Raw genomic sequence first — 23024 nt, 5'->3', positions numbered from 1 at the left:
TCATTTCCGGGCCCCTTGATCGGGTGGGCCTCTTGTTGATCGATGCACTGCGCATGCTCGGCAGGTTGGTGGCTGCAGCAGGCCCGTTCAACGGAGATTTCGGCTGTCGTCAGTTGAGAAAATATCACTCGGAAAGGCGCGGCGATGCCCGGGCCCGCCTCCCGCGTCATTCGCGCTGCGGGGGCGATTGGGTTGACTTACAGTCAACCGAAAGACGCGGAAATCTCGCTTCACCGGCCCCAGCCCTGGTGCCATCGTTCGTGGCAACGACAACAAAAAGACATGCTCACAGGAGCCATGCCATGAACAATGACAATAGTGCGGTATACAACCTCATGCCTGACGCCAGTTCGCCTGCAAGCGCCGACACCCAGGGGCGCAAGCTCAACAAGACCGAGCGCAAGGCGATAGTCGCGGCGACGCTCGGCACTATCGTCGAGTACACCGACTGGGTGATCTACGCGACCTTCTCCTCGATCCTGGCCAAACAGTTTTTCCCCGCGGGCAATAGCCTCACGGCGCTGTTGTCGGTGCTTGCCGTATTCGCCGTAGGTTTTCTCATGCGCCCAATCGGCGGTGCGGTGCTCGGCGTATTTGCCGACCGCTACGGGCGCAAGAAGGGCCTGACGCTATCGATCCTGCTGATGTCGGTGGCCTCGCTGGTAATTGGCATCTGCCCCAACTACGAGAGCATCGGCATTGCCGCACCGATCATCCTGGTGCTGGCTCGCCTGACTCAGGGATTTTCGGCCGGTGGTGAGTTCGGTTCGGCCTCGGCCTTTCTGATCGAATCGGCACCGTCCAATCGCCGTGCCTTCGCCGGCTCCTGGCAATGGTTCGCGATCAACGCCGGCACCCTGGTGTCCTTTCTGCTCGGTTTCGTGCTCGCCTCGGTGGGTAGCGACACCGCCCTGGAGGACTGGGGCTGGCGGGTGGCCTTCATCATCGCCGCGGCGATGGGCATGCTGACCCTGTGGATTCGCTTGTCGGTGCGTGAAACCGAAGTGTTCAACTCGCGCGTGGCGAAGAAGGTCGAGGATAAGCGGCCGATTCGTGAAATTTTCACCAAGCATCGCAAGGATGTGGCGCGGGTAATCGGCGTGGCCATGGCCGGCAACCTGCTCAACTATGTGTGGATGGTCAGTTATCCGTCGCAGGTGCATCTGGTGACTGGCATGTCGATTCGCGAAACGCTGCTGGCCGGGGCCATCGCGGTGGGCGTGTCGTTGCTGTTGATGCCCTTGGCCGGCGTGCTGGCCGACCGCGTCGGCCGGCGCCCGGTGCTGATCGCCTTCGCCGCCTGCGCCGCGCTGTGGGCCTGGCCGAGCTTCGCGCTGCTGCATGAGGGCATCAGCCTGGTGGAGGTGGCGCTGCTGCAGACCGTGTCGATGATTATCCTCACCGGTTTCGGTGCAGCCTCGGCGGTGACCATGGCCGAGCAGTTTCCGGCCGAGGTGCGTGTTACCGGCATCGCACTGCCTTATGCGCTTTCAGTGACCCTGTTCGGCGGCACCTCGCCGTACATCATGACCGCCATGGCAGGCTGGGGGTACGGCCACCTGTTCTGGATCTACCTGGTGGCCGTGAGCCTGGTCAGCTTGCTGGTATACGTCCGCATGCCGGAGATGAAAGGTCAGCCACTGCGTTGAAGATTCGGAGCGCCAAGGCCGCCTCTCGGGGCGGCCCTGGCGAAACCTCGCCAGGGCCAGTGAGCAGCATCAGGGAGCACACCTTGTAGCCCAGCTGATCAATGAGCCAATTCATAAGTAGCGCTTCAAAACCTCTGCAGCCTTGCACGTCTTGTCCAATCCTCGGCGGCCATCGACCATGCGCCGACCCCGAGGCGCTAGCCGCAGGAAGCAACGAGTAACCCCAAGCGCCAAAACTCGCCTCAGGAGGTAACCCGTGATGGATGCCTACGTCAGCCCCATAGCCTACCGCCAGGTGCTCGGTTTCGTGGCCGGCTTGTGGCTGCGTCGTCGAGGATACTTCTTCCTCGGTTTGACCCTGACGCTGGCGGCGACCGGATTCGACCTGCTGCTGCCCTGGGCGTCGGCACGACTGATCGAAAGCGTCGCCGAGAGCGCCGATCAGGCGGTCGTGTGGCAGAGCTGGGCGTTGCTGCTGGCGGCGTTCGCCGGTTTCGCCATCAGTCGCAACCTGGCCCATCGCCTGTGGATTCCGCTGGCCGCGCGCAACATGCAGGCGGTTCTGTTGCAGGGCTTTGAACACGTGCTCGCCGCGCCTGCCGACTGGCACGCGAACCAGGCCACCGGCGAAACCGTGCGGCGCCTGCGCCGAGCGATGGAGGGGTATGACGCAGTCACCGACGCCGCCACCATCCACCTAGGCCCGGCACTGGTTGTGCTACTTGGGTTGATCCTGATGATCGGCTGGCGCGAGCCGTTGGCTGGGGTGCTCGCGTTGCTGGTGGCGCTTGCCTTCATCGCCAGCAACCTGCTGGTGGGTATGCACTGGATTCGCCCGGCCAGCCTGCAGGCCAATGCCAGCGACAGTCAGCTCAGCGGCATCGTGGCCGACGTGCTGGCGGCATCGGTGACGATCAAGGGTTTTACCGCCGAAGGGCGTGAGCGCGGTCATATGGCACAAGTCGCCCATGTCTGGGGGGCTTCCTCAGCCATGGCCTGGCGCCGCTTCGTCGACCTCGGACTGGTCCAGAACCTGTTGCTACTGCTGCTGCTCACCGGTTTGAGCGGCGTGGCGCTGTACACCTGGATGCGTGGGAACACCGGCGCCGGCGACGTGGCCTTCGCCGTGACCTCCTTCCTCCTCATGGCGGGTTATCTGCGTGGTTTCGGCGAAAACCTGCGGGTGGCGCAGAAGGGCCTGGAGGATGCGGCCGATGCGCTGATGCTGACGGCGTTGCCGCGCGAGGAAACAGCTGAGCAACTGGTCGAGGACAGGCCCTGGCGTGGCGAGGTGGCATTCGAAGGGGTGAGCTTCGCCTACCCGTCCACCACCTTGCCTGTTCTCGATGGTCTGGACCTGCGCGTCAGGCCTGGGGAAACGCTCGCCATCGCAGGTCCCAGTGGCTCCGGCAAGTCCACCCTATCCCGGCTGTTGCAGCGGTTCTACAGCCCGGATAGGGGGCGCATTCTGCTGGACGGACGGGATATCGCAACATTGCCCCTGGCTGCGCTGCGCCAGCATGTTGCAGTGGTGACTCAGGAGCCGATGCTGCTGAATCGCTCGATCCGCGAAAACATCCTGTACTCGCGGCCGGGCGCCAGCCAGGAAGAGATGATCGCCGCCGCCAAGGCAGCCTGTGCGCACGATTTCATCATGCAGTTGCCGCATGGCTACGACACCCAGGTCGGTGCCTATGGTGCGCGCCTGTCTGGTGGCCAGCGCCAGCGCCTGGCCCTGGCGCGCGCGCTGCTGGTGGATGCGCCGCTGCTGGTGCTGGACGAGGCGACCTCGGCGCTCGATCCGCAGACCGAGGCCCAGGTGCTGGCGAATCTCGCCACCCTGCGCCCGCAGCAGACCCGTATCGTCATCGCCCATCGTCCTGCGGTGATACTGGCGGCGGATCGGGTGGTGCGGATGGCGGCGGGCAAGGTCAGCGAGAGCGCCGCCATCTGAGCGGCGCCACCTCAGAGAACCAGAGGGACTTCGGCGACCGGTGCCAGGCTTTCGCGCTCGTTGCGCAGAAAATCGATCAAGGCGCGCAGTTTGGCGGGGACTCGGCGTCGGTCCGGATAGTAAAGGTGCAGGGCAGGGCAGGTCGGGCTCCAATCCTCCAGCAGGCGCACCAGTTGCCCCTGCTCAATGAAGGGTTCGATATAGCCATTGATCATGTAGGCGATGCCGAGTCCGTCCAACGCCGCTCGCACCAGAATCTCCGAGTCATTGAGGATCAACCGGCCCCTGGGCGGCAGGTCATACTTTTCATCGCCACGGGAAAAGCTCCAGCGCTCGATTTGCCCGCTGGTGGTATGGCGATAGCCGATGCAGTTGTGCGCCAGCAATTGCTGTGGATGAGTCGGCACCCCGTGCTGTGCCAGATAGCTCGGCGACGCGATGATCTGAGCCTGCAGCGGCGGCCCGACCGCAATTGCCACCATATCCTTCTCGACTGCCTCGCCAAAGCGGATACCGGCATCGAAACCCTGACTGACGATATCAACCAGCAGGTTTTCCACGCGTATCTCCAGGTTGATCTCCGGATAGGCAGCCATGAAGCGACTTAGCACTGGCTGCAGAACGATCAGATGCGCGGCTCGCGGGACGTTGATTCGCAACAGGCCTGAAGGATGATCGGCTTCGCGCCCCAGTTCGCGGGACGCCGAGGTCAGTAGCTCAAGGGCTGGCTGCACCCGCTCCAGGTAGCGTTCCCCGATCTCGGTGAGGCTGACACTGCGGGTGGTGCGGTTGAACAGCACCAGGCCTAGGCGTTGCTCGAGGTTACGGATGCTCTGGCTAACCGCCGAAGGCGACACCCCCAGCCTCACCGCGGCGGCGGAGAAGCCCTTCTCCTCGGCAACGGCAATGAAAGTCAGCAGTCCGTCTAAATGGTCTTGACGCATAGACCGCTCCGGCATCGGTGGGGGCCGAATGTACGACATTGCCAGCGCGCCGATTATGCAGATGGGCTTCAAGGGGCATGCAGCAGGGCCCCGGTTGAATTACACCTACCATACTAGTAGATGTAACGGATAAAGGTATTTGCCAGGCGGCACTGCTCAACGCTCAGGGCGGGCGTTTCGGGCGAACTCAATGAAGGCCTTGAGCGCCGCGGGGACGTGGCGGCGGCTTGGATAGTACAGGTGCAACCCTGGGTAATAGGGGCACCAGTCTTCCAGTACCTGAACCAAGCTGCCATTGGCCAAGTGCTCGCTGACCATGTCCTCGAACACGTAGGCCAGGCCAACGCCCTGCAATGCAGGCCCGACCATCAGGGCGACGTCGCCCAGTATGAGAGGGCCTTCTACATCGATTTCCAGTTCGATACCGCCTCGGGCGAACTCCCAGCGATAGAAGGCGCCGCTCGGAAAGCGATGGCGGATGCAGGGCAGGCCGTGCAGATCCTGCGGCTGTTGTGGCGCCTGATGACGCTGGAAGAACTCCGGCGACGCCACCACCACCGAGCGCATGTAGGGCCCGATGGACAGGGACACCATGTCCGCCTCCAGGCGTTCGCCAAAGCGCACGCCCGCGTCGAAGCCGGCAGACACGACGTCCACCAGGGCATCGTCGGTCACGATGTCCAGGCGCACGTCCGGGTAGGCTTCGAGAAAGCGGCTGGCCAGTGGCAGCAGAACCAGTTGTGCGGCGGGTCGGCCGGCGGTGATGCGGAGGTTACCCGACGGTTTGTCGCGAAAGCTGTTGAGGTCTTCGAGGGCGTCGTCGATATCGCGAAAAGCTGGTTTGACCCGGTTATAGAGGCGCTCGCCAGCTTCGGTCAGTGCCACGCTGCGGGTGGTGCGATTGAACAGGCGAACCCCCAGACGGGTTTCCAGGGCCCGCAACGCATGACTCAGTGCCGACGCAGAGAGCCCGAGCTCTACCGCCGCGCGGCTGAAGCTGAGGTGCTGGGCGATGCTCAGGAAGATCGACAGATCTGCGGCGGATACCGGCTTCATATGTGAATCCTACTCACAAAGTCATGTGAATTTCTTGGGATTATCACATCAGTAGTTGGATTTTAGAGTGGCGTCAACTCATCGAGAAGGCCCGGCAATGGTGCAGGGTCACTGACAGGAGGAGTTGATATGCGTACTTGGTTCATTACTGGAGCTTCCCGTGGTTTTGGCACGCTGATCGCAGAACATGCTCTGCGTGCCGGTGATGCCGTGATTGCCACCGCTCGCAAGCCTGAAGATGTCGTGGCCCGCCTCGGCAGCCATCCCAACCTGCTGGCCGTGCGTCTGGACGTGACCAGCGAGGCCGAGGCCCATCAGGCCGTCGCCGAAGGCGTCAAGCACTTCGGTCGTATCGATGTGCTCGTCAACAACGCCGGCTTCGGCGTACTTGGTGCGGTAGAGGAAACCAGCGCCAACGAAACCGAGCGCCTGTTCGCCACCAACGTGTTCGGTGTGCTCAACGTGATCCGCGCGGTGCTGCCGCACATGCGTCGCCAGCGCTCCGGCCACATCATCAACATTTCCTCCATCGGCGGGTACCAGGCCTACATGGGGTGGGGGGTCTACGGCTCCACCAAGTTCGCGGTGGAAGGCATCACCGAGGCACTGCATCAGGAAGTCGCGCCGCTGGGCATCCACGCCACTGTGGTCGAACCCGGCTTCTTCCGTACCGACTTCCTCGACGAGCAGTCGCTGGTGAAGACCGGGCTGGAACTGCCGGATTACGACGAAACCGTGGGCGCCATGCGCCGCTTCGCCAAAGATGCCAATCATGCGCAGCCGGGCAATCCGGTGAAGTTCGCCGAGGCCATTCTGGCTCTGGTCAATGCGCCGAAACCACCGCAGCGCCTGCCCTTGGGCAGCGACACCGTGGCGCGCATTGAGGAAAAGAACCACTTCGTCGCCAGCGAGCTGGCCGAGTGGAGAGACCTGGCCCTGTCCACCGACTTCCAGGCCTGAAGCAATCGTCCAACCTTGTAGAGGAAAGACTCATGAAAGCCATCCTGTTCTCTGTACTCGGCGTGCTGATGACCACTCAGGCCATGGCCACCGATCAGCCGACCGCGCAGTCGTCCGACGCAGTCATCGATTACCACTACGGCATGCACCTGGATATCGCTCGGGTGGTGTCGCATAGCGAAATCCCGAATGTGTGTCATGCGGTGCCTGTGGAAATGACCTACGAGGATTCCAATGGTCAGCAGCACAGGATCCGCTATCAAGTAATGGGCAACGGCTGCCTGGGCGGCTAAGCCTCCCTCCTGCAACAGTCTCAGAAACCGGGCTTGCCCCGGTTTCTGTTTTTTCGCTCATGGAATTGATCCGCGCTCAGGTTGAGCGCGCCGTCGATATGCCCTTCGCGAAACTCGGAGTCGCTACGAACGTCCAGCAGGGTTACGCCCTCGGCAATCCGTGCTCGCGCTTGCCGCGGCTGATCTGCAGTCGTCGACGGCGTAGCCTGCGCCGCGCGGCGCAGGAAGTCTTCGTCATGTTCGGCCATGGGGGACCTCTCAATAGGGTTTGTCGCCCAGGATGGTCGCGCGATGCATCACCCTGCGTTGTGGGCGGTAGTCATCGACGGCGTAGTGCTGGGTGATGCGGTTGTCCCAGAAGGCCACGTCGTTTTCCTGCCAGCGCCAGCGGATAGTGAATTCCGGGCGGGTGGCGTGGGCGAAGAGAAAGCGCAGCAGGGCATCGCTTTCGGCGGCTTCCAGTTCGTTGATGCGGTTGGTGAAGCCGTCGTTGACGAACAGGCCCTTGCGTCCGGTAACCGGGTGGGTGCGCACCACCGGGTGCACCACGGGCGGGTGGGTGCGCTGCACCTCGTGGTAATGCGCCAGGGCCTCGGGGGTGTTGCCGAAGCGCTCCAGGGGGAAGGAGCGGGTGATGTCGTGGGTGGCGGTGAGGCCGTCGAGCAACCGCTTTAGCGGCTCTGACAGGGCGTCATAGGCCGCGCTGCTGCTCGCCCACAGGGTGTCGCCACCATAGTGCGGCAGGTGCTTGGCGGCGAGTATCGCGCCGAGGGCCGGGGTTTGCAGAAAGCTGACGTCGGTGTGCCAGATGGCGTTGTCACGCACGTCGGTCACGGCGGTGTCGAGCACGAGGATTTCGGGCTGCTCGGGCACGTTGGGGTAGAGCGGGTGGATGTGCAGGTCGCCGAACTGGGCGCCGAGTGCCGGGCTGAGCGGGGTGATGTGCAGGGTCATGTCGGGTTCTCGCTCAATGTGCCTGAAAAAGCTCGCCGCTCAAGCGCCTTCTCACAGGTGTGCGCGGTCGAGCAGGAAGGCGCGCCGTGCGTACCGACAGACCGCAAAGCCATGATCGGTGAGGTACCGGTGGTGACTACAGCGAACGATCTAGCAGAAACTTGCTGAGGAACTGGCGCGTGCGTTCGTGCTGGGGCGCGGTGAACAGGGTCTTGGCCGGGCCCTGTTCGACGATCCGACCCTGGTCGATGAAGATCGCCCGGTCCGCCACGTCACGGGCGAAGGCCATTTCGTGGGTGACGATGACCATGGTGCGTTTTTCCTCGGCGAGGTCGCGGATGGTGGTCAGTACTTCGCCCACCAGTTCCGGGTCGAGGGCCGAGGTGGGCTCGTCGAATAGAATCACCTGCGGGCGCATGGCCAGGGCGCGAGCGATGGCCACGCGCTGTTGCTGGCCGCCAGAGAGGCGCTTGGGGTAGGCGTCTTCCTTGCCGCTCAGACCCACCTTGGCGAGCAGAGCCCGGGCATGGGACAGCGCCTCTTCGCGCGACTCCTTCTTCACCTGCACCGGGCCTTCGATGACGTTTTCCAGCGCGGTGCGGTGGGGGAACAGGTTGAAGTTCTGGAACACGAAGCCGGCCTGCTGGCGCAACTGGCGGATCAGCTTCTGTTGGCTCTTTAGCGGCTTATCCGCATCGATATGGATGTCGCCAATGGTGATCTGGCCGCCGCTGGGCTGCTCCAAGAGGTTGAGGCAGCGCAGCAGGGTGGTCTTGCCCGAGCCGCTGGGGCCGATGATGGCGACCACCTCGCCAGCTGCCACATCCAAGTCGATGCCCTTGAGTACTTCGTTGCTACCGAAGGCTTTTCGCAGATTGCGCACGGAAATCATCAGCTGTCCTGCTCGTGCCGGTTGACCCTGGCCTCCAGACGCGCCTGGAAGTGCGCGAGGATGCTCGCCAGCACCCAATAGATGAGCGCGGCTGCCAAGTACATGGTGAAAATCTCGAAGGTGCGTGCGGTGATCAGCTGCGCCTGGCGGAACAGCTCCGGCACCTGGATGGTGGCGGCCAGGGCGGTGTCCTTGACCAGCGAAATGAAGCTATTGCCTAAAGGCGGCAAAGCCGTGCGCGCCGCCTGCGGCAGAATCGCCCGGTACAGCGTCTGCGCCTTGCTCATGCCGATGCTGGCGGCCGCTTCCCACTGCCCCCGATCAATGGAGGCGATGGCGGCGCGGAGAATTTCCGAGGTGTAGGCAGCCATGTTCAGCGAGAAGCCGATCAGCGCAGCCGGCAGGGGATCGAGCTGGATGCCCAACTGCGGTAGGCCGTAGTAGATCAAAAACAGTTGCACCAGCAGGGGCGTGCCGCGGAAGAAGGACACGTACAGCCGCGAGAACCAGCGTAAGGGGGCTACGGCATACAGGCGCAGCAGGGCCAGGACGAAGCCCAGCAGCAGGCCGAAGAACATGCCGCCCAGGCTGAGTACGACGGTGTAGTAGGCGCCCTTGAGCAGAAAGGGCGCGGACTCCAGAGCCAGCTGCAGGGCGGACTCGATCATCGGGTGACGTCAGCCTTGAACCATTTCTCGGAAAGTTGCTTGAGGGTGCCGTCGGCACTCAGCTTGGCCAGCGCCTGGTCGATGGCAGCGAGCAGGGCGGGGTTGCCCTTGCGCAGGGCGATACCGGCCTCCTGGCGGGAGAAGGCGTCGCCGGCCACGGCCAGACGGCCACCGGTTTTCTCCACCATCTCGAAGGCGGCAAGGCGATCGACCAGGATTACGTCGATGCGCCCGACGTTGAGATCCTGGAACTTGGTCGGATCGTCATCGTAGGTGCGGATGTCGGCCTGCGGCACGTTGTCCTTGAGCCACTGTTCATAGTTGGTGCCGAGGCCTACGCCGACTTTCTTGCCGGCCAGATCCTGGGCGTTTTTGATGCTGTCGCCATCGGCTTTGCGGGTCAGCGCCTGGATACCTGAGACGGTGTAGGGCGTGGAGAAATCGTACTTCTTCTTGCGCTCGTCGGAGATGGTCACCTGGTTGATCACCACGTCCAGGCGCTTGGATTCCAGTGCGGCGAGGATGCCGTCCCATTTGGTCGGCTGGAACTCGGCCTTGACGCCCAGCTCCTTGGCCAGCGCTTCGGCCAGCTCCACTTCGAAGCCAGTCAGCTTGCCGTTCTCGTCCTGGTAGTTGAAGGGCGGGTAGGTGCCCTCCAAGCCGACCTTGATGGCGCCACGGGCCTTGATTTCATCGAGCAGGTCGGCGGCGAAACTCGGGGCGCTGATGCTGGCGCCCAACACGAGGGCCAGGCTGCCGAAGAGAAAATGGCGACGCAGGGTGGAAAGTTTCATGGTGACCTCATGCATATGGAAAGGTGGCGCCACTCTAGGGGGAAATCCTTATGCACATAAATAATTAAAAATTATTTATGTATTCATTTTTGTTTGTATGCGAAAAGGGCTGGCGAGCCGCCTGTGTGCAGGAACAGCAACGGCCCAACGCCAGGGAAAGCGCCTCGCTTGAGCCCGTCGAGCAAACCAGCGAAGGCTTTGCCAGTGTAGACAGGGTCGAGCAATATCGCTTCCAGGCCCGCCAGCAAGCGGATCGCCGCCAGGCCGCCGGCATTCGCTTCGCCGTAGCGCGGGGCGAAGTAGTTGTCCCACAGCTCCAGTTTCAGCCCTTCTGGCACATCTACGGCCAGTAGCTCAGCCGTACGTTGCAGCAGGTTTTCCACCTTGGGGCGTTGGGCTGCTTCGCTGCGCGAGACGGTGACGCCGATCACGCGCGTGCCCGGGCGCGCACTTTCCAGCGCCAGGGCCAGCCCGGCATGGGTGCCGGCACTGCCGGACGCCAGCACCACAGCAGCAAAATCCTGGCCACTGGCGGCGATCTGCTCGGCCAGTTCCAACCCGCCGCGCACGTAACCGAGCGCGCCCAGGGCATTGGAGCCGCCGATGGGCACCAGGTATGGAAGGCGTCCGGCTGCGCTGAGGCGCTGGCAGGCGCCCTCCAGCAGCTGGTCGGCGTTGTCCAGGCTGGCGACGTTCTCCACCTCGGCGCCGAACAGATCCAGTAGCAGGCGATTGCCGTTGCCCAGGTAGTCATCGCTCTGGCTGTCGATGGGGTTTTCCAGCAGGGCTAGGCAGCCCAGGCCTAATTGCGCAGAGACGGCGGCGGTTTGCCGTACATGGTTGGACTGGATGGCACCGGCAGTGACGAGCACATCGGCACCCTTGGCCTGCGCATCGGCGGCGAGATACTCCAGCTTGCGCGCCTTGTTGCCGCCGAGCGCCAGCGGGGTAAGGTCATCGCGCTTGATCCAGATATCTCGACCCAGGTGTTGCGACAGGCGTGGCAGGCGTTGCAGGGGGGTGGCCTGGGGAATGAGTTCCAGACGGGGAAAACGGGCGAGGGCGGCAGTGAGCATGGGAGCCTCCAGCAGATTGAAGGCTGTCTACTCTAGGTGGGTGATGGCGATGCTCACAAGCAAAAGTGAGTGGTTGTTTTGGGTATAAGAAAATAATTAACAATTATTTTATGGAATAAATATTTCTTCGTACTGTCGCGCTCAGCCCGTCACATCCGTCGGGCGCATGCCAATCGCGCCGGACTGCCGATCCAGCTGGTGACACAGACCGAGGACAAGGAACTATCCCGGTGCCGCACGCCGAAATCCTCGAACTGATTAAGCCCGACCTGGCGCCGAGCGACATCCGCGTGCAGGCCATCAATGCCCAGGGCTATGGCGTACAACTGATCTTCAGCGATGGCCACGACCGCGGCATCTATCCCTGGGACTACCTGCGTGGGCTGACATCCTGAGGCTGGTGATGGCGAGAGAGAGCACTTAGGATCTGCTTAAAATCGTGAGCAGATCTGCTCAGGGGTTTTAACCCTAGGCTTCGCATAATGTATATTATGTTAAACGAATGCCATTTCAGATATGTGCATGAATGTACCAGCCCCCGATTCGTTAGCCCCCTCTCAAGACCTCTGACGAAGGACGTGTCGATGTTGCGTTCACCTCGAGCGCGACGGCTTCTTTATCGAGCCACGCCTACGCTCTGCAGGCATTCGATAAAGCCCGCCATGGCCGCCGAGCGGCTGATCCTGGGATACAGGGCGCCGATTTCGCGGTGGATCGGCGCTGGGCCAAGCTCGATGGCGCGAACGCTCCCCGGTAGCGGCAGGATGGTTTCCGTAAGCGGCACCACCGCCACACCGAGGCCGTTCTCGACCATCGACAGCATGGCTTGGATATCATCGACCTCTATCCATTCCTGCAGTGCTATCGAGTGATCGCGCAGGTACCGCTCCACCTGTCGTCCACCGAATGAGGATCGGTTGTAACGAATAAAGGGCTGCTCGCGAATCACTGAGCGCCAGTCTTCGCCAGGCACATTGCCTGCTGCCAGCAGGACATAGTTCTCGCATGCCAGCGGCGTCCATTCCAGTTCCCGTGGCGGTTCGAATGCCGGGCGGATGAGGATGGCCAGATCGAGTTCCCCTGCTTCTACTCGATCCATCAGTTGCAGGGAAACGCCTGGCGACAGATTCACTCGACAGTTGGCAAAGCGCTGGCGAAACGGCACCAACGCGCGCGTCAGGAGGGTCGCCTGCACCGAGGCAATCGCGCCGATCTCCAACGGCCGGGCCCACTCCTCGTCCTGGTTCGGCTCGCCCAATGCATCGAAACCGGCGACCAGCGCCTCGGCACGGGCAAGCGTGCGCAGCCCGGCGGCATTCAGCGTGGCCGAGCGACCGGTGCGATCGAACAGGGTAAAACCCAGGGTTTCTTCCAGGCGCCGCATATGGCCGCTGACCGCAGCCTGCGTCAGGCCGACCCGGTCGCCCGCCGCACTGAAGGTGCCATAACGGGCGACGGCGATCAGGGTGCGTAATTCGGTGATCATGGCGATTGATAAGATTTCGTTTTGCTCATGATCAGAACATATAGTTTTTTATGAACATTGTCGCCGACTAGGATGATTCCACTCACCCACAACGAGGGAACTCCAATGACTGCGCTATGCCCCTTCCACCTGGCCTTTCCGGTTGACGACCTGGCCGCCGCCCGCGCCTTCTACGGCAACCTGCTCGGTTGCAGCGAGGGTCGCAGCTCGCCGGAGTGGATCGACTTCAATTTCTATGGCCACCAGATCGTCGCGCACCTGGCTCCCGGTGAGGCCGGCGCCGGTCCGGCGAACGCGGTAGACGGCCACGGCGTGCCGGTACGTCATTTCGGTGTGGTGCTGTCGATGGCGCAGTGGCAGGCCGCCGCCGAACGCCTTACCGCAGCTGGCGTCGACTTCATCATCGAGCCCTATATCCGCTTCAAGGGCGAGCCGGGCGAACAGGCGACCATGTTCTTCAAGGATCCAAGCGGCAATGCCGTCGAAATGAAGGCCTTCGCCGACATCAACAACCTGTTCGCCCGCTGACCGCGAAAGGATCGAAGCCATGCAAACGCTCAAGGTGGCAATCGCCGGTTTCGGCGGTGTCGGCCGCGCCACGGCCAACCTGCTGTTGCAACGCCGCGAACGCTATCGCCAGTTCTACGGCGTGGACGTGCGCCTGGTTGCGGTGTGTGGCTCACGCACCGGCTTGGCCGATGCCAACGGTCTGCAAGCGGATCAGTTGGACGCACTGCAGCCCGGCCTGACAGGGCCGGATTTCGTGACCGCGAGCGGCGCATCGGTGCTCATCGAAGCCGGCCCCAGCGATTTTCGCAGCGGCGGACCGGGCCTTGCCTACCTTCGGTCGGCGTTGTCGGCCGGGCAGGATTGCATCGTCATTTCCAAAGGCGCGCTGGTTCACAGCGGGCCGCAGCTGCGCGAACTGGCGCGCGCCTCCGGAGCGCAGCTGAAACTCAGCGGTGCAGCCGCGGCCGCCCTGCCCACGCTCGACCTGCTCGAGCACAGTCTGGCCGGCTGCAAGGTGCTGGCCGTAGAGGGCATTCTCAATGCCACCACCAACTACCTGCTCGATGCCATGCGCACCCAGGGGCTCGGTTTCGATGCGGCGTTGCGCGAGGCGCAGGCCGGCGGCTTCGCCGAAGCGGACACGCGCAACGACACCGAAGGATGGGATACCGCCTGCAAACTCCTGCTGCTGGCCAACTTCGGCCTCGGCGCCAACCTAACGATGTCTGACGTCGAGGTCGAAGGCATCCACTCGGTTACGGCGCAGCGTATCGATGCCTGGCAGTCGCAGGACCTGGTTCCGCGGCTGGTCGGCAGCCTTAGCCAGGTAGGCGGCACGATCCGCGCCAGCGTCGGGATCAAGACCTACCCGCTGTCCGACCCATTCGCCCAAGTGAACGGGAAGAACAAGGCGATCCGTATCAGCAGCGACGCCATGGGCGAGACCATTGCCATCGGCTGCGGCGTCGAACCGCTCGCCACGGCCGCCGCCGCGCTGAAGGACTTTGAACATATTCTCCAGGCCAGGGGCGCTCGCCCCGCCTCCATTACGGAACATTCAGCATGACCCGACGCACCCTGCACGCCATCCGTCATGTCGGATTCGAAGACCTTGGCAGCTTCGAGACGCCTCTGCGCGCTGCCGGCTACCAGATCGAATACATCGATGCCGCGGAACGCGACCTCGGCCAACTCGAGCCACTCGCCGCAGACCTTCTGGTGATACTCGGCGGCCCCATCGGCGTCTACGACCACGACAGCTACCCACTTGTCGCCGACGAGCTGCAATTGCTACGCGCGCGCCTGGCAGCCGACCGGCCGACGCTGGGTATCTGCCTCGGCGCGCAATTGATGGCCGCTGCACTTGGTGCGCGCGTCTATCCCGGGCCGGCCAAGGAAATCGGCTGGTCGACGCTCGAACTAGCGCCTTCAGCCAAGTCTCAGCCTCTGGCCGCGCTGCGCGACGTTGCCGTGCTGCACTGGCACGGTGACACCTTCGATCTGCCGCAGGGCTGTACGCTCCTCGCCTCGACACCGCTGTGCCGCCATCAGGCCTTTGCCCGTGGCCCCAATTTGCTCGGCCTACAGTTCCACCCAGAGGTGCGCGGCGACCACTTCGAACATTGGCTACTGGGACACGCAAGCGAATTGGCCACCTCGGGCCTGGACCCCGTCACCCTGCGCCACGATGCCAAGCGTTACGCCCGCACGCTGGAGCAAGCCGGCACCGTCATGCTCAACGATTGGCTGGCGAAGCTGAAACACTGAAGCTGTCAGAGAGCCCGAACCTGGTGGCAGGACTGCCGCCAGACATGGAGATGCGGCTACTTTATCGACATCTAACCCGTGAACGCGGACAGTTTCGAGTCAGCTCCCGTCGAGCCCTATCCGGGCGTCAGAGATAGGCGAGCAGAATTCGCTCCTGCAGGTGCCGGCTCTCCCACAAGAACGCCGCAACTGCCCAAGCAATTGCAGCGTTCTCAGGTGCCCAGCAGTACGCCAGCTGGCTGTGAGCACTACACGCTGGTGCAGGGATCGGGCGCCCAGTCGCCCAGATCGGGGTTATTGCAGGCGCTGCTGATCATGCCGGTGCCGCGGCTGCTGACCTGTTGCGCCTCGCTGCGCTTGGCGCTGGCTTTCTGGATCTTCTGCTCGGTGACCACCGCCTCTTGCGGCACGGGCTTGGCCGCCGGTGCCGGTTTGGCCGCGGGCGCGCTTTCCACCTTGGCGGCGACGGCGACCTGCTGGCGCTCGACGCCCACCTGTTGCAGGTCCTTCTCGTAGGCCTGGGTGTAGGTATCGATGTCTTCGCCGGTGCGGCCGTCGGCGGCGGCCAGCAAGGCGTTGGTTTCCTTCAGGCCGCTGAGGATCTCGGCGAAGCGACTGCGCCCTTCGCTGTCGCTCATGGTCTTGTTGCGATGGGCGGCGCGCAGGTTGTCGAATTCGCGCTGGTAGCAGTCCTGCGCCGCCTTGGCGTGGACGATGCTGCGATCCAGGTCCATGGTGCTGCGCTCGAAATCGCTGCCGTAGGAGGCGATGCGCTGGCGGTCGTCGCTGATCTGCTTCTGCCGCTCGGTGTAGTAGCCCGCCGCGCCACCGACCAGGGCGCCGGCCGCGGCGCCGATCAGGGCGTTGCGCCCGGCGTGGTCGCCGCCGCTCAGGGCGCCGGCCAGGCCGCCGAGCAGACCGCCGGTGACCGCGCCGGTGGTCACCGATTTCTGCATCGCCGCGTCGGAGGCACGCAGGTGATTGACCGGCTCGTAACAGGCCGGGTAGTAGTTGGCCTGGGTGGTCTTGGCCACCTTGGCGCTGACCCCGCCACCGACGCTGGCGCAGCCGCCCAGCAACAGGACGGAAAAGGCGCCGGCGAACATCAGGGAGGAGCGTAGAAAGCGAATCTGCTGCGGATATTCCATGGTCTTGGCCTCATGCTTGAGTTGTCTGATTCCATCCCGGGCCGGCTCGAGCGTACAGCGCCCCTCACCCGCAGCCTGCTCTCCTACGTCAGGGTGCCAGCAGCTCCTTGAGAATCGCCGCCGGATCAGCCTTGCGTTGCAGGCGGTACTCGCCCACATGCTTCACAAACAGCGTAGCCCGTTTCACCAGACTCCTGCCCAGCACCGGCTGGCGCTCGAGCTCCTGACGGGTACGCTGGAACTGCGCCTGGATCACCGCATCGCTGTAGCGGGTGCCGGTGGCCAGGTTGTCGATATAGATGCTCACCGCGCCGTCCAGCGCGCTGCGGCCGTTGGCGATGGCCGACTCGTAGAGTTTCGCCGCGGTCTGATCCTGGGCCTGGCGCGCCTGGTTCAGGCTGTTCTGCAGGTTGGTCAGGCGGATGTTGTAGTTGTTGACCGTCTCGGCCACCAGCGCCGCGGACTGGATCAGGTTGGCCGCGGCCTCCTGGCGCTGCTGGGCGATCAGCGAGACGTTGCGCTTGAGCTCCTCGTTGATCAGCGCCAGGCGCGCCTGCAGCTCCGGGTCTTCGCTGCCGGCGATGATGCTGTCGAGCAGTAGGGTCGGGTCGTCGGCATCCTCGATCTCGTCGGTCAGGCCGGCCAGGCGCCCTTCCCTCTGCCATTGCTCGAACAGCTCCTGATAGCGCGAGCGCGGCGCCGACAGCGCGCCCAGGGCGACGCGAAAGCCGGTGGTCTCGTTGCGCTGTTCGCTGCCGTCGGCGGCGAACGAGGGATATTCGCGGCGCATGCCGGTAAACAGGGTCAGCTCGCCTTCCAGGTAGTTGCCGCCCTTGACCACGAAACCGCCGTAGGTGCCCTGGCGGCGCCCAGCGTGAACCATCTGGAAGGGATCGTGGACCATCTCGGCGGCATTGCCGATCACGTCGTGCAGCCCCAGCGGGTTGGGCTTCTTGCTGCCCACCGGCAGCAGCCGCGCGCCCTGCCCCGTGCCGCCGGCGACCTGGGTGAACACCGCCCAGTCGGCCAAGGGGCCATCGCCGTCGACGCCCTCCTCGCGCCGTGGAAACAACCGCGCCTCCAGCTCCTGACGGCTGACTGCATGGCCGCCGCGGGCGGCGAACTCCCATTCCACCTCGGTGGGCAGGCGCACGAAGCCGACGCCGCCGTCTTCCAGGCTCTCGCCGCGGCCGCTGATCGGCAGGCGTTCGCGGTGGTGCCTGAGCAGCCAGGCGCTGTACACCGCGGCGAAGCGCTCGGCCTCGAAGCGCGACAGATTGACCTTGGGCCGGCGCGCCATCACCCCGCCGGCGACCGGCGTACAGACCTCCTCGCCACCTTCGACCAGGGCCGGTGCCTGATCCATCACCTGCTGGTACTGGCGCTCGGTGACCTCGTACTTGCCGACGAAGTACAGCATGGGCTTGAGCAGCTCGTCGTCCTGGCGGATCGGCAGGGTCGGGGCGATGCGCGATCGCCAGTCCTCGGGCAGGTCCTCGACGACGAATTGGCCGTTGATGAAATCGCGCCGGTAGCCGGAGATGAAGGACTGCTGATAGCCCGGCTCGTCCTCGCTGAAGGGGTAGCCGAGGCTGATCTCGCGGTCGTCCAGGGTGCCGCGGGCGAGGATATAGACGTGGCGGAAGACCATCTCGCCGCCGCAGGGCAGCGGCAGGCTGACGTCGTCTTCCAGCGGCTTGGGGTTGTAATCGGCCGGGCTGCCTGGTGCCGGCGCGGGTACCGCGGCGGCACTGGGCGGCGGCGCCTCGACTGGCGCTGCCGCCACGCTCGCCGCGCTCGGCGCGGCCTCCTCTGCGACTTCGACCTGGGCGGCAACGGGCTTGGCCTGTTCACCCTCGGAGCAGCCGAGCACCAACAACGCGGGCAACAACAGAGGCCACTGACATCTAGACATCGCGCAATCCTTCCGAGGCTTCGATTCGCGCCGCCCGCCAGCCGCCGGAAGCGGCCGCCAGGCTGCTGCACAACAGGGTGACCAACAGGGCCAGCAGGTAATGCCCGGCCAGCAGGCGGCAGGCGTATTCGCCCGGGCTGTGCTGGAACAGCTGGTTCAGGCCGAGTTCCGCGCCGGCATACAGCACCCACGCCAGCAGGGTGCTGAACAATCCGGTATAGAGCGCCTGCAGCACCACGAAGGCGACCAGCGCGGAAGACGAGAAACCCAGCAGGCGCAGCACCGACAGCGCGCGGCGCTTGCGCTCCACTGCGGCCAGGGCGCTGGCGGTCATCGCGGCGAAGGCGCCGCCCAGGGCCAGGCAGGCGATGATCCAGAACACCAGGGTCAGGTTGCGGCTGAGCGAGCGCACCTGGGCGATGGTGTCGGCCTGGGTCGCCACCTCCAGGTTGCGGCTGGCGAAGTGGCGGCGCAGCACTTCGACGCTGTCCAAATCGGCGGCGTACAGGCGAAAGCCCGGGTAGACCCGCGCGTCGCGGGCCTCCTGCAGACCCGGCCAGCCGAACGCCGGCACAGCGAGGCCGTCGCGATAGTCCTCGGCCGCCTCCAGCAGGCGCAGGTCGGCGAACAGCGCGTCGCGGGCGAAGGCGCTGAGCGGCAGCACCGCCTGCACGCGCAGACGGGTGCGCTGGAATTCGCTGCGCCCGCCGACCTGGCGGCCGAAGGCGGCCTGCAGTTCGTCGCCGGCAGCGACGCCGAGTTTCTCTGCCGCACGCTGGCTGAGCACCACGGTGTCCAGCGCCAGGGGCTGACCCTGCTGCGGCAACAGCGGGTCGCCCGGTGCGGTGGGAATCATCTCCACGGTGAGGCTGCCGGCGCCGGCGGACAGCTCGGCGGTGGCGGCGATCTGCCGGGTACGCGGCACGACGAAGGCCACGTCGGCCCGCGCGCGCAGTTCGGCGATGGCCTCATTGCTGAAGCGGCCGCCACCCAGCGGGATCACCTCGCGAATGCCGGGGTCGCGCTCCAGGCGCTCGGTCAGGGTGCTGATCAGGCCGAACTTGAGACCGAACAGCACCAGCAAGGGCGCCAATACGGCGACCAGGGCCAGCACCGCGCAGGCCGACAGCCGCCCTTCGCGGCGGTAGTCATGCCAGGCCAGTCGGCCCATCAGCCCCAGGCGCATCAGCCGGCCTCCCGCAGGGTGGCGAGCACCCCGCCCTGGCCGTCGCGCTCGACCGCCAGGCGCTGCAGGTCGAGGCCGACGCGGCGCGCCAGAGTCTCGTCGTGGGTGGCGATGAGGATGCAGGCGCCCTGCTCCTGCGCCCGTTCCACCAGCAGCTGCATGACCCGCTCGGCGTTGAGCGGGTCGAGCGAGGCGGTGGGTTCGTCGGCCAGCACCAGGGCCGGGCCATGGGCCAGGGCGCGGGCGATGCTGACGCGCTGGCGCTGGCCCACCGACAGCGCCGCCGGCAGTTTGTCGAGCTGGTCGGCGATTTCCAGGCGCTCGGCCAGGCGCTGCACCGTGGCATCGTCGGGCAGGCCGAGCAAGGCACGCGACAGGCCGATATTGCTGCGCACGTCGAGAAAACCGAGCAGCCCGCCGGTCTGCAGCACGTAGCCCATCAGCCGGCTGCGCAGCTCGGCCAGCTGATCCTGGCGGTCGTGGCGCCAGAGCCCGGCGATGTCGGTGCTGCGCCCGTCGCGGGTGAATTCCAGGGTGCCGCCCGGATCCGGGCTGAGCACCAGGGCCAGCAGGTCGAGCAAGGTGCTCTTGCCGCTGCCGCTGGGCCCGACCAGGGCCAGGCGCTGGCCGGGGCGCAGGTCCAGGCGCGGCACCTGCAGGCGGTAGCCCGGGCGGCTCTTGCCGATGTCGCGCAGGCGCAGCATCAGGGCAGCGTCGCCAGCGGCACGCGGTACAGCGCGTCGCCCGGTTGCGCATCGCCGAAGCGTACCCAGTGGGCGATGTCGTTGTGGAAGGTCTCGTACAGGCGGATCTTCGACTCCAGCTCGTCGATGTAGTCCTGCTGTTCGGCGACGCTGAGCGACAGCCACAGCTCCTGGGTCATGTTCAGCGACTTGCTGCGGTACGGCAGCCCTTCCAGGTACTCGCCGAGGATGCCGGACTCGGCCAGGTTGCGGCCCTGGCTCAGGCCGCTGGGGTCGCGACTCATGTAGGCGCTGGCGCTGGCGATCTCCTGGAAGAAATCCTTGGGCGAGGACTGGGTGCGCCGCGCCGCGTCGACGATCAGCTTGAGCGACTGCTGCAGGTCGTTGAGCTGCAGCTTGGTCAGCAGCACGCAGACCTGGAAGGCCGGCAGCGAGGGGTTGGTCAGGTCGTGGTCGGCGGTCCAGGCGGTGACCAGCTGCGGTGCCTGGGCGGCGGCGCGGCGGCCGAGAAAGTCCATCTGCATGGCGTAGCCGATGGCCGAGGTCTTCGCCGCGATGCTGCGGATCGATTGATGCTGATTCGGCGCCTGCACCTGGTTGTTCGCCACCTTGTTCACCAGTTCGGCGAAGATCAGCCCGATTTCCTTGACGGTCTGCCCGAACTTTTCCACCGCGCCATCGGCCACCGGGATGTACAGGTCGCCGATCTGCGGGTTGGCGTCGGCGGTCAGGCTGCGGTACTGCTGCTCGGCGAAGCCGTGGTTGTCGCGGCCGACCGGGGTGCGCAGGTGCAGGGCGTAGACCTTGATCTGCTTGCGCAACGCCGCCTCGCGCACCTCGGCCTCGTTCATCTGGGTGCGGCTCAGCGGGTCGTTCTTGCGCAGCGCGCCGGCATCGGTGACCAGCAGGATCAGCCGGCCGCTGTAGGGCGTCCAGTCCATGCCCTCGACCGCCTCCATCACCCCGGCGAAGGCGTCCTCGTTGAAGGCATGGCTGGAGACGTTGGTGGCGCGTACCTGGCGCGCCAGTTCGGCGAAGCGCTGCGGGTCGCTGCCCTCCTCCAGGCTCACCAGGGTGCGGCTGACGTATTCCAGCCCAGGGGTCTTGTCGACGTTGCTGCGAAAACCCACCAGGCCGAAGCTGACGCTGTCCAGGTCGCCGCGGCTGGCGATCTGCCGGTGCAGTTCGTCGACCACCTGCGCCACCCGGTCGATATAGGGCTGCATCGACACCGAGGTGTCGACCACCAGGACGATGCCGGTGCGGAACTTGTCGTGCTGGATGCGCGGACTGCCATCGCCGACCACCCGTTCGGCGTCGCCCGGATCGATCGACGCCACGTTCAGCAGCTGCACCGGCGCGCCGTTGCCGTCGAAGGTCTCGTGCGACTCGAAGATCGGCAGCAGGTAGAACTGCTCCTGCGGGATGGCGCTGGCCGCCGGCTCCAGGGCGACGATCTGCGGCGCCACGCGCTCTTCGAACTGCGCCTGGTGCAGCGCCGTGCGCGCCTGCGCCGGATCGGCCAGGTACTGTTCCACCGCGCTGCGGCTGTCGAGAAACATCACCGGCGAGCGCCCGGAACGCTCGGTGAACTTCAGCACCAGGCTCTGCTTCCAGTCGCTGACGTCGGCGGCCGCCAGCCAGCCCTCGCGCGTGCCGTCGCTGGAGGCGCCGACCTCCAGCCAGGTCTGTCCGCCGTGCTCCTGGCGACGGTAGACGTAGAGCACCGAGAAGGCCGGCAGCTCGCTGCCCTGCCCCGCCTCGCCGGGCTGGCTGGCCAGACGCGCCTCGGGTTTGCTCAGCACGCGCTGGAACAGGCTCTTCTTGCCCGGCATCAGCAAGGGACGCTCGCCGCCGTCGCTGGCCTGCGCGCCCGGCGTGCCGCCGTTCGCCACCGGCGGCTTCGTCTCCTCAGGCGGCGGATCGCTCTGCGCCTGCTCCTGTGGCGGTGGCTTGGGCGGACCACTGAACAGCCAGTAACCGCCGCCGGCCAGCACCAGCAGGCCGACCAGGGCCAGCGCGACTATGGCCAGCATGGGGCTGCGCGAGGGTTCGGGCGGCGGGCTCGGTTTCGTCGGCGGCACGCGGGTGGGATGCTCGTCGGCCGCCCGTGGCGGCGGCTCGGTCTGCGCCGGCGGCATGTTGACGGAGACCGCCTGCAGGCCGCCGAGATCGGCCGCGCCGGAGCGCTGCGCCGGGGTTTCCGGCAGGCCCAGCGGGCGGAACTGGGTAGCTTCGCTGTCGCCGCCGTTTGCGGGGGGCGGGCTGGCGGATAGTGCGTCCAGCGCCTGGATCAGCGCGGCGGCATCGGGGAAGCGATCGGCCGGGTCCTTGGCCAGCAGGCGCGACAGAATCGGCTGGTAGCGGCCCTGGGCAATCGGCAGCTCGGGCAGCGGCTGGGTCAGGTGGGCCAGCGCGGTGGACAGCGAGTCGGCGCCGACATAGGGCAGCTGGCCGGTGAGAATCTCGTAGAGCACCACGCCCAGCGCATAGAGGTCGGCGCGGCCGTCGACCTGCTGACCGCGCGCCTGCTCCGGGCTCATGTAGCTGGGCGTGCCGACGGCGAAGCCGGCCTGGGTGAACTGGGTGCGATCTTCCAGCGACTTGGCGATGCCGAAGTCCGACAGCACCGCGGTGCCGTCGGCGCGAAACAGGATGTTGGCCGGCTTGACGTCGCGGTGCACCAGGCCCTGGGCATGGGCGTAGCCGAGCGCCGAGGCGATCTGGCGCAGGTACTGGATGCCTTGCTCGGCGCTCAGCCCGGCGGCGATGCGCTCCTTCAGCGTGCCGTTGGGCAGGTACTCCATGGCCATGTAGTAATGGCTGCCGACGTTGCCGATGTCGTGGATGGTCACGGTATTGGGGTGGGACAGCCGCGCCAGGGTCTTGCCCTCGCGCAGGAAGCGCTCGCAGAAGCTGGGGTCGGCGGCCAGCGCGGCGGCCATCACCTTGAGCGCCACCTTGCGCTCCAGCGAGCGCTGGGTCGCCAGGTAGACCACGGCCATGGCGCCGTCGCCCAGCTCGCGCTCGATCTCGTACCCGGGGATGTCGATATCCATGGATTACTG

Annotated in this window: 22 protein-coding genes; 8 read left to right on the top strand and 14 right to left on the bottom strand. The window is 65.3% G+C overall.

The window, feature by feature from the left end:
• Nucleotides 1-302: 302 nt before the first annotated feature.
• Together ACW9UL_RS13040 and ACW9UL_RS13035 are read left to right on the top strand one after the other, a co-directional pair.
• Complete coding sequence (locus ACW9UL_RS13040; RefSeq protein WP_457787272.1) at nt 303-1649, top strand: MFS transporter; 1347 nt, start codon at nt 303-305, stop codon at nt 1647-1649.
• A gap of 259 nt (nt 1650-1908) precedes the next feature.
• Entirely contained in the window at nt 1909-3603 is a 1695-nt protein-coding gene (locus ACW9UL_RS13035) for an ABC transporter ATP-binding protein (RefSeq protein ID WP_457787271.1), read from the top strand.
• Nucleotides 3604-3614: 11 nt separating this feature from the next.
• Here the strand turns inward: ACW9UL_RS13035 and ACW9UL_RS13030 are convergent, their stop codons facing one another.
• Together ACW9UL_RS13030 and ACW9UL_RS13025 are read right to left on the bottom strand one after the other, a co-directional pair.
• Complete coding sequence (locus ACW9UL_RS13030; RefSeq protein ID WP_457787270.1) at nt 3615-4547, bottom strand: LysR family transcriptional regulator; 933 nt, start codon at nt 4545-4547, stop codon at nt 3615-3617.
• Between the two features lie 156 nt (nt 4548-4703).
• On the bottom strand, nt 4704-5603 hold the full coding sequence (locus tag ACW9UL_RS13025; RefSeq protein WP_122107923.1) for a LysR family transcriptional regulator: 900 nt from the start codon (nt 5601-5603) through the stop codon (nt 4704-4706).
• 129 nt (nt 5604-5732) lie between these two features.
• Here ACW9UL_RS13025 and ACW9UL_RS13020 point away from each other — a divergent pair, with 129 nt between their 5' ends.
• Together ACW9UL_RS13020 and ACW9UL_RS13015 are read left to right on the top strand one after the other, a co-directional pair.
• Nucleotides 5733-6563 carry an oxidoreductase gene (locus tag ACW9UL_RS13020; RefSeq protein WP_457787269.1) on the top strand — a complete coding sequence of 277 codons (831 nt, stop codon included), beginning with the start codon at nt 5733-5735 and terminating at the stop codon, nt 6561-6563.
• 32 nt (nt 6564-6595) lie between these two features.
• Nucleotides 6596-6856: a DUF2790 domain-containing protein gene (locus ACW9UL_RS13015; protein WP_021446271.1), complete on the top strand. Its 261-nt coding sequence runs from the start codon at nt 6596-6598 to the stop codon at nt 6854-6856.
• Nucleotides 6857-6876: 20 nt separating this feature from the next.
• On the opposite strand, the gene ACW9UL_RS13010 is transcribed toward ACW9UL_RS13015, so the two are convergent.
• From ACW9UL_RS13010 to ACW9UL_RS12985, 6 genes are all read right to left on the bottom strand, one after another.
• A complete protein-coding gene (locus ACW9UL_RS13010; RefSeq protein WP_457787268.1) occupies nt 6877-7104 on the bottom strand; it encodes a rhodanese-like domain-containing protein in 228 nt (75 codons plus the stop codon).
• 10 nt (nt 7105-7114) lie between these two features.
• The gene (gene tauD / locus ACW9UL_RS13005) at nt 7115-7810 is read right to left on the bottom strand and encodes a taurine dioxygenase (RefSeq protein WP_457787267.1); all 696 of its coding nucleotides are present in this window, start codon (nt 7808-7810) and stop codon (nt 7115-7117) included.
• Between the two features lie 136 nt (nt 7811-7946).
• Nucleotides 7947-8702: an L-cystine ABC transporter ATP-binding protein TcyN gene (tcyN, locus tag ACW9UL_RS13000; RefSeq protein WP_021446269.1), complete on the bottom strand. Its 756-nt coding sequence runs from the start codon at nt 8700-8702 to the stop codon at nt 7947-7949.
• Nucleotides 8702-9370 carry a cystine ABC transporter permease gene (gene tcyL / locus ACW9UL_RS12995; RefSeq protein WP_021446268.1) on the bottom strand — a complete coding sequence of 223 codons (669 nt, stop codon included), beginning with the start codon at nt 9368-9370 and terminating at the stop codon, nt 8702-8704. The genes tcyN and tcyL overlap by 1 nt, the downstream gene beginning before the upstream one ends.
• The gene (gene tcyJ, locus ACW9UL_RS12990; RefSeq protein WP_122108012.1) at nt 9367-10164 is read right to left on the bottom strand and encodes a cystine ABC transporter substrate-binding protein; all 798 of its coding nucleotides are present in this window, start codon (nt 10162-10164) and stop codon (nt 9367-9369) included. Before tcyJ ends, tcyL begins: the two co-directional genes overlap by 4 nt.
• A gap of 83 nt (nt 10165-10247) precedes the next feature.
• The gene (locus ACW9UL_RS12985) at nt 10248-11240 is read right to left on the bottom strand and encodes a D-cysteine desulfhydrase (RefSeq protein WP_457787266.1); all 993 of its coding nucleotides are present in this window, start codon (nt 11238-11240) and stop codon (nt 10248-10250) included.
• A 245-nt stretch (nt 11241-11485) separates the two neighbouring features.
• Here ACW9UL_RS12985 and ACW9UL_RS12980 point away from each other — a divergent pair, with 245 nt between their 5' ends.
• Nucleotides 11486-11635, top strand: coding sequence for a gamma-butyrobetaine hydroxylase-like domain-containing protein (locus tag ACW9UL_RS12980; RefSeq protein ID WP_457790952.1), 150 nt, complete (start codon nt 11486-11488; stop codon nt 11633-11635).
• Nucleotides 11636-11856: 221 nt separating this feature from the next.
• On the opposite strand, the gene ACW9UL_RS12975 is transcribed toward ACW9UL_RS12980, so the two are convergent.
• Nucleotides 11857-12726, bottom strand: coding sequence for a LysR family transcriptional regulator (locus ACW9UL_RS12975; RefSeq protein ID WP_457787265.1), 870 nt, complete (start codon nt 12724-12726; stop codon nt 11857-11859).
• Between the two features lie 105 nt (nt 12727-12831).
• Between ACW9UL_RS12975 and ACW9UL_RS12970 the strand changes: the two genes are divergently transcribed.
• From ACW9UL_RS12970 to ACW9UL_RS12960, 3 genes are read left to right on the top strand one after another with little or no spacing between them, the layout of a single operon-like run.
• The gene (locus tag ACW9UL_RS12970; RefSeq protein ID WP_397498657.1) at nt 12832-13254 is read left to right on the top strand and encodes a VOC family protein; all 423 of its coding nucleotides are present in this window, start codon (nt 12832-12834) and stop codon (nt 13252-13254) included.
• A gap of 19 nt (nt 13255-13273) precedes the next feature.
• Nucleotides 13274-14302, top strand: a complete 1029-nt coding sequence (locus tag ACW9UL_RS12965) for a homoserine dehydrogenase family protein (protein ID WP_457787264.1) — start codon at nt 13274-13276, stop codon at nt 14300-14302.
• Entirely contained in the window at nt 14299-15003 is a 705-nt protein-coding gene (locus ACW9UL_RS12960; protein ID WP_457787263.1) for a glutamine amidotransferase, read from the top strand. The genes ACW9UL_RS12965 and ACW9UL_RS12960 overlap by 4 nt, the downstream gene beginning before the upstream one ends.
• A 248-nt stretch (nt 15004-15251) precedes the next feature.
• Here ACW9UL_RS12960 and tagQ read toward each other — a convergent pair whose 3' ends face one another.
• From tagQ to ACW9UL_RS12935, 5 genes are all read right to left on the bottom strand, one after another.
• Nucleotides 15252-16151: a type VI secretion system-associated lipoprotein TagQ gene (gene tagQ, locus ACW9UL_RS12955; protein ID WP_397498654.1), complete on the bottom strand. Its 900-nt coding sequence runs from the start codon at nt 16149-16151 to the stop codon at nt 15252-15254.
• Nucleotides 16152-16239: 88 nt separating this feature from the next.
• Nucleotides 16240-18066: a formylglycine-generating enzyme family protein gene (locus ACW9UL_RS12950; RefSeq protein ID WP_457787262.1), complete on the bottom strand. Its 1827-nt coding sequence runs from the start codon at nt 18064-18066 to the stop codon at nt 16240-16242.
• A complete protein-coding gene (locus ACW9UL_RS12945) occupies nt 18059-19252 on the bottom strand; it encodes an ABC transporter permease (RefSeq protein ID WP_457787261.1) in 1194 nt (397 codons plus the stop codon). Before ACW9UL_RS12945 ends, ACW9UL_RS12950 begins: the two co-directional genes overlap by 8 nt.
• Nucleotides 19252-19956, bottom strand: coding sequence for an ABC transporter ATP-binding protein (locus tag ACW9UL_RS12940; RefSeq protein ID WP_397498651.1), 705 nt, complete (start codon nt 19954-19956; stop codon nt 19252-19254). Before ACW9UL_RS12940 ends, ACW9UL_RS12945 begins: the two co-directional genes overlap by 1 nt.
• Nucleotides 19956-23015, bottom strand: coding sequence for a serine/threonine-protein kinase (locus ACW9UL_RS12935; RefSeq protein WP_457787260.1), 3060 nt, complete (start codon nt 23013-23015; stop codon nt 19956-19958). The genes ACW9UL_RS12940 and ACW9UL_RS12935 overlap by 1 nt, the downstream gene beginning before the upstream one ends.
• Nucleotides 23016-23024 lie beyond the last annotated feature (9 nt).

Source organism: Pseudomonas sp. PL-6, assembly GCF_054110165.1.
The sequence above is the reverse complement of the archived record's forward strand: the minus strand, read 5'-3'. Positions and strand labels throughout refer to the sequence as shown.

Coding starts and splice junctions, on each gene's coding strand:
- ACW9UL_RS12970 (WP_397498657.1), top strand. CDS start 12,832: ATGACTGCGCTATGCCCCTTCCACCTGGCCTTTCCGGTTGACGACCTG.
- ACW9UL_RS13020 (WP_457787269.1), top strand. CDS start 5,733: ATGCGTACTTGGTTCATTACTGGAGCTTCCCGTGGTTTTGGCACGCTG.
- ACW9UL_RS12960 (WP_457787263.1), top strand. CDS start 14,299: ATGACCCGACGCACCCTGCACGCCATCCGTCATGTCGGATTCGAAGAC.
- tcyJ (WP_122108012.1), bottom strand. CDS start 10,164: ATGAAACTTTCCACCCTGCGTCGCCATTTTCTCTTCGGCAGCCTGGCC.
- tcyN (WP_021446269.1), bottom strand. CDS start 8,702: ATGATTTCCGTGCGCAATCTGCGAAAAGCCTTCGGTAGCAACGAAGTA.
- ACW9UL_RS13025 (WP_122107923.1), bottom strand. CDS start 5,603: ATGAAGCCGGTATCCGCCGCAGATCTGTCGATCTTCCTGAGCATCGCC.
- ACW9UL_RS12965 (WP_457787264.1), top strand. CDS start 13,274: ATGCAAACGCTCAAGGTGGCAATCGCCGGTTTCGGCGGTGTCGGCCGC.
- tauD (WP_457787267.1), bottom strand. CDS start 7,810: ATGACCCTGCACATCACCCCGCTCAGCCCGGCACTCGGCGCCCAGTTC.
- ACW9UL_RS12940 (WP_397498651.1), bottom strand. CDS start 19,956: ATGCTGCGCCTGCGCGACATCGGCAAGAGCCGCCCGGGCTACCGCCTG.
- ACW9UL_RS13015 (WP_021446271.1), top strand. CDS start 6,596: ATGAAAGCCATCCTGTTCTCTGTACTCGGCGTGCTGATGACCACTCAG.
- ACW9UL_RS12935 (WP_457787260.1), bottom strand. CDS start 23,015: ATGGATATCGACATCCCCGGGTACGAGATCGAGCGCGAGCTGGGCGAC.
- ACW9UL_RS13030 (WP_457787270.1), bottom strand. CDS start 4,547: ATGCGTCAAGACCATTTAGACGGACTGCTGACTTTCATTGCCGTTGCC.
- tcyL (WP_021446268.1), bottom strand. CDS start 9,370: ATGATCGAGTCCGCCCTGCAGCTGGCTCTGGAGTCCGCGCCCTTTCTG.
- ACW9UL_RS12985 (WP_457787266.1), bottom strand. CDS start 11,240: ATGCTCACTGCCGCCCTCGCCCGTTTTCCCCGTCTGGAACTCATTCCC.
- ACW9UL_RS13010 (WP_457787268.1), bottom strand. CDS start 7,104: ATGGCCGAACATGACGAAGACTTCCTGCGCCGCGCGGCGCAGGCTACG.
- ACW9UL_RS13040 (WP_457787272.1), top strand. CDS start 303: ATGAACAATGACAATAGTGCGGTATACAACCTCATGCCTGACGCCAGT.
- ACW9UL_RS12945 (WP_457787261.1), bottom strand. CDS start 19,252: ATGCGCCTGGGGCTGATGGGCCGACTGGCCTGGCATGACTACCGCCGC.
- ACW9UL_RS12975 (WP_457787265.1), bottom strand. CDS start 12,726: ATGATCACCGAATTACGCACCCTGATCGCCGTCGCCCGTTATGGCACC.
- tagQ (WP_397498654.1), bottom strand. CDS start 16,151: ATGGAATATCCGCAGCAGATTCGCTTTCTACGCTCCTCCCTGATGTTC.
- ACW9UL_RS12950 (WP_457787262.1), bottom strand. CDS start 18,066: ATGTCTAGATGTCAGTGGCCTCTGTTGTTGCCCGCGTTGTTGGTGCTC.
- ACW9UL_RS13035 (WP_457787271.1), top strand. CDS start 1,909: ATGGATGCCTACGTCAGCCCCATAGCCTACCGCCAGGTGCTCGGTTTC.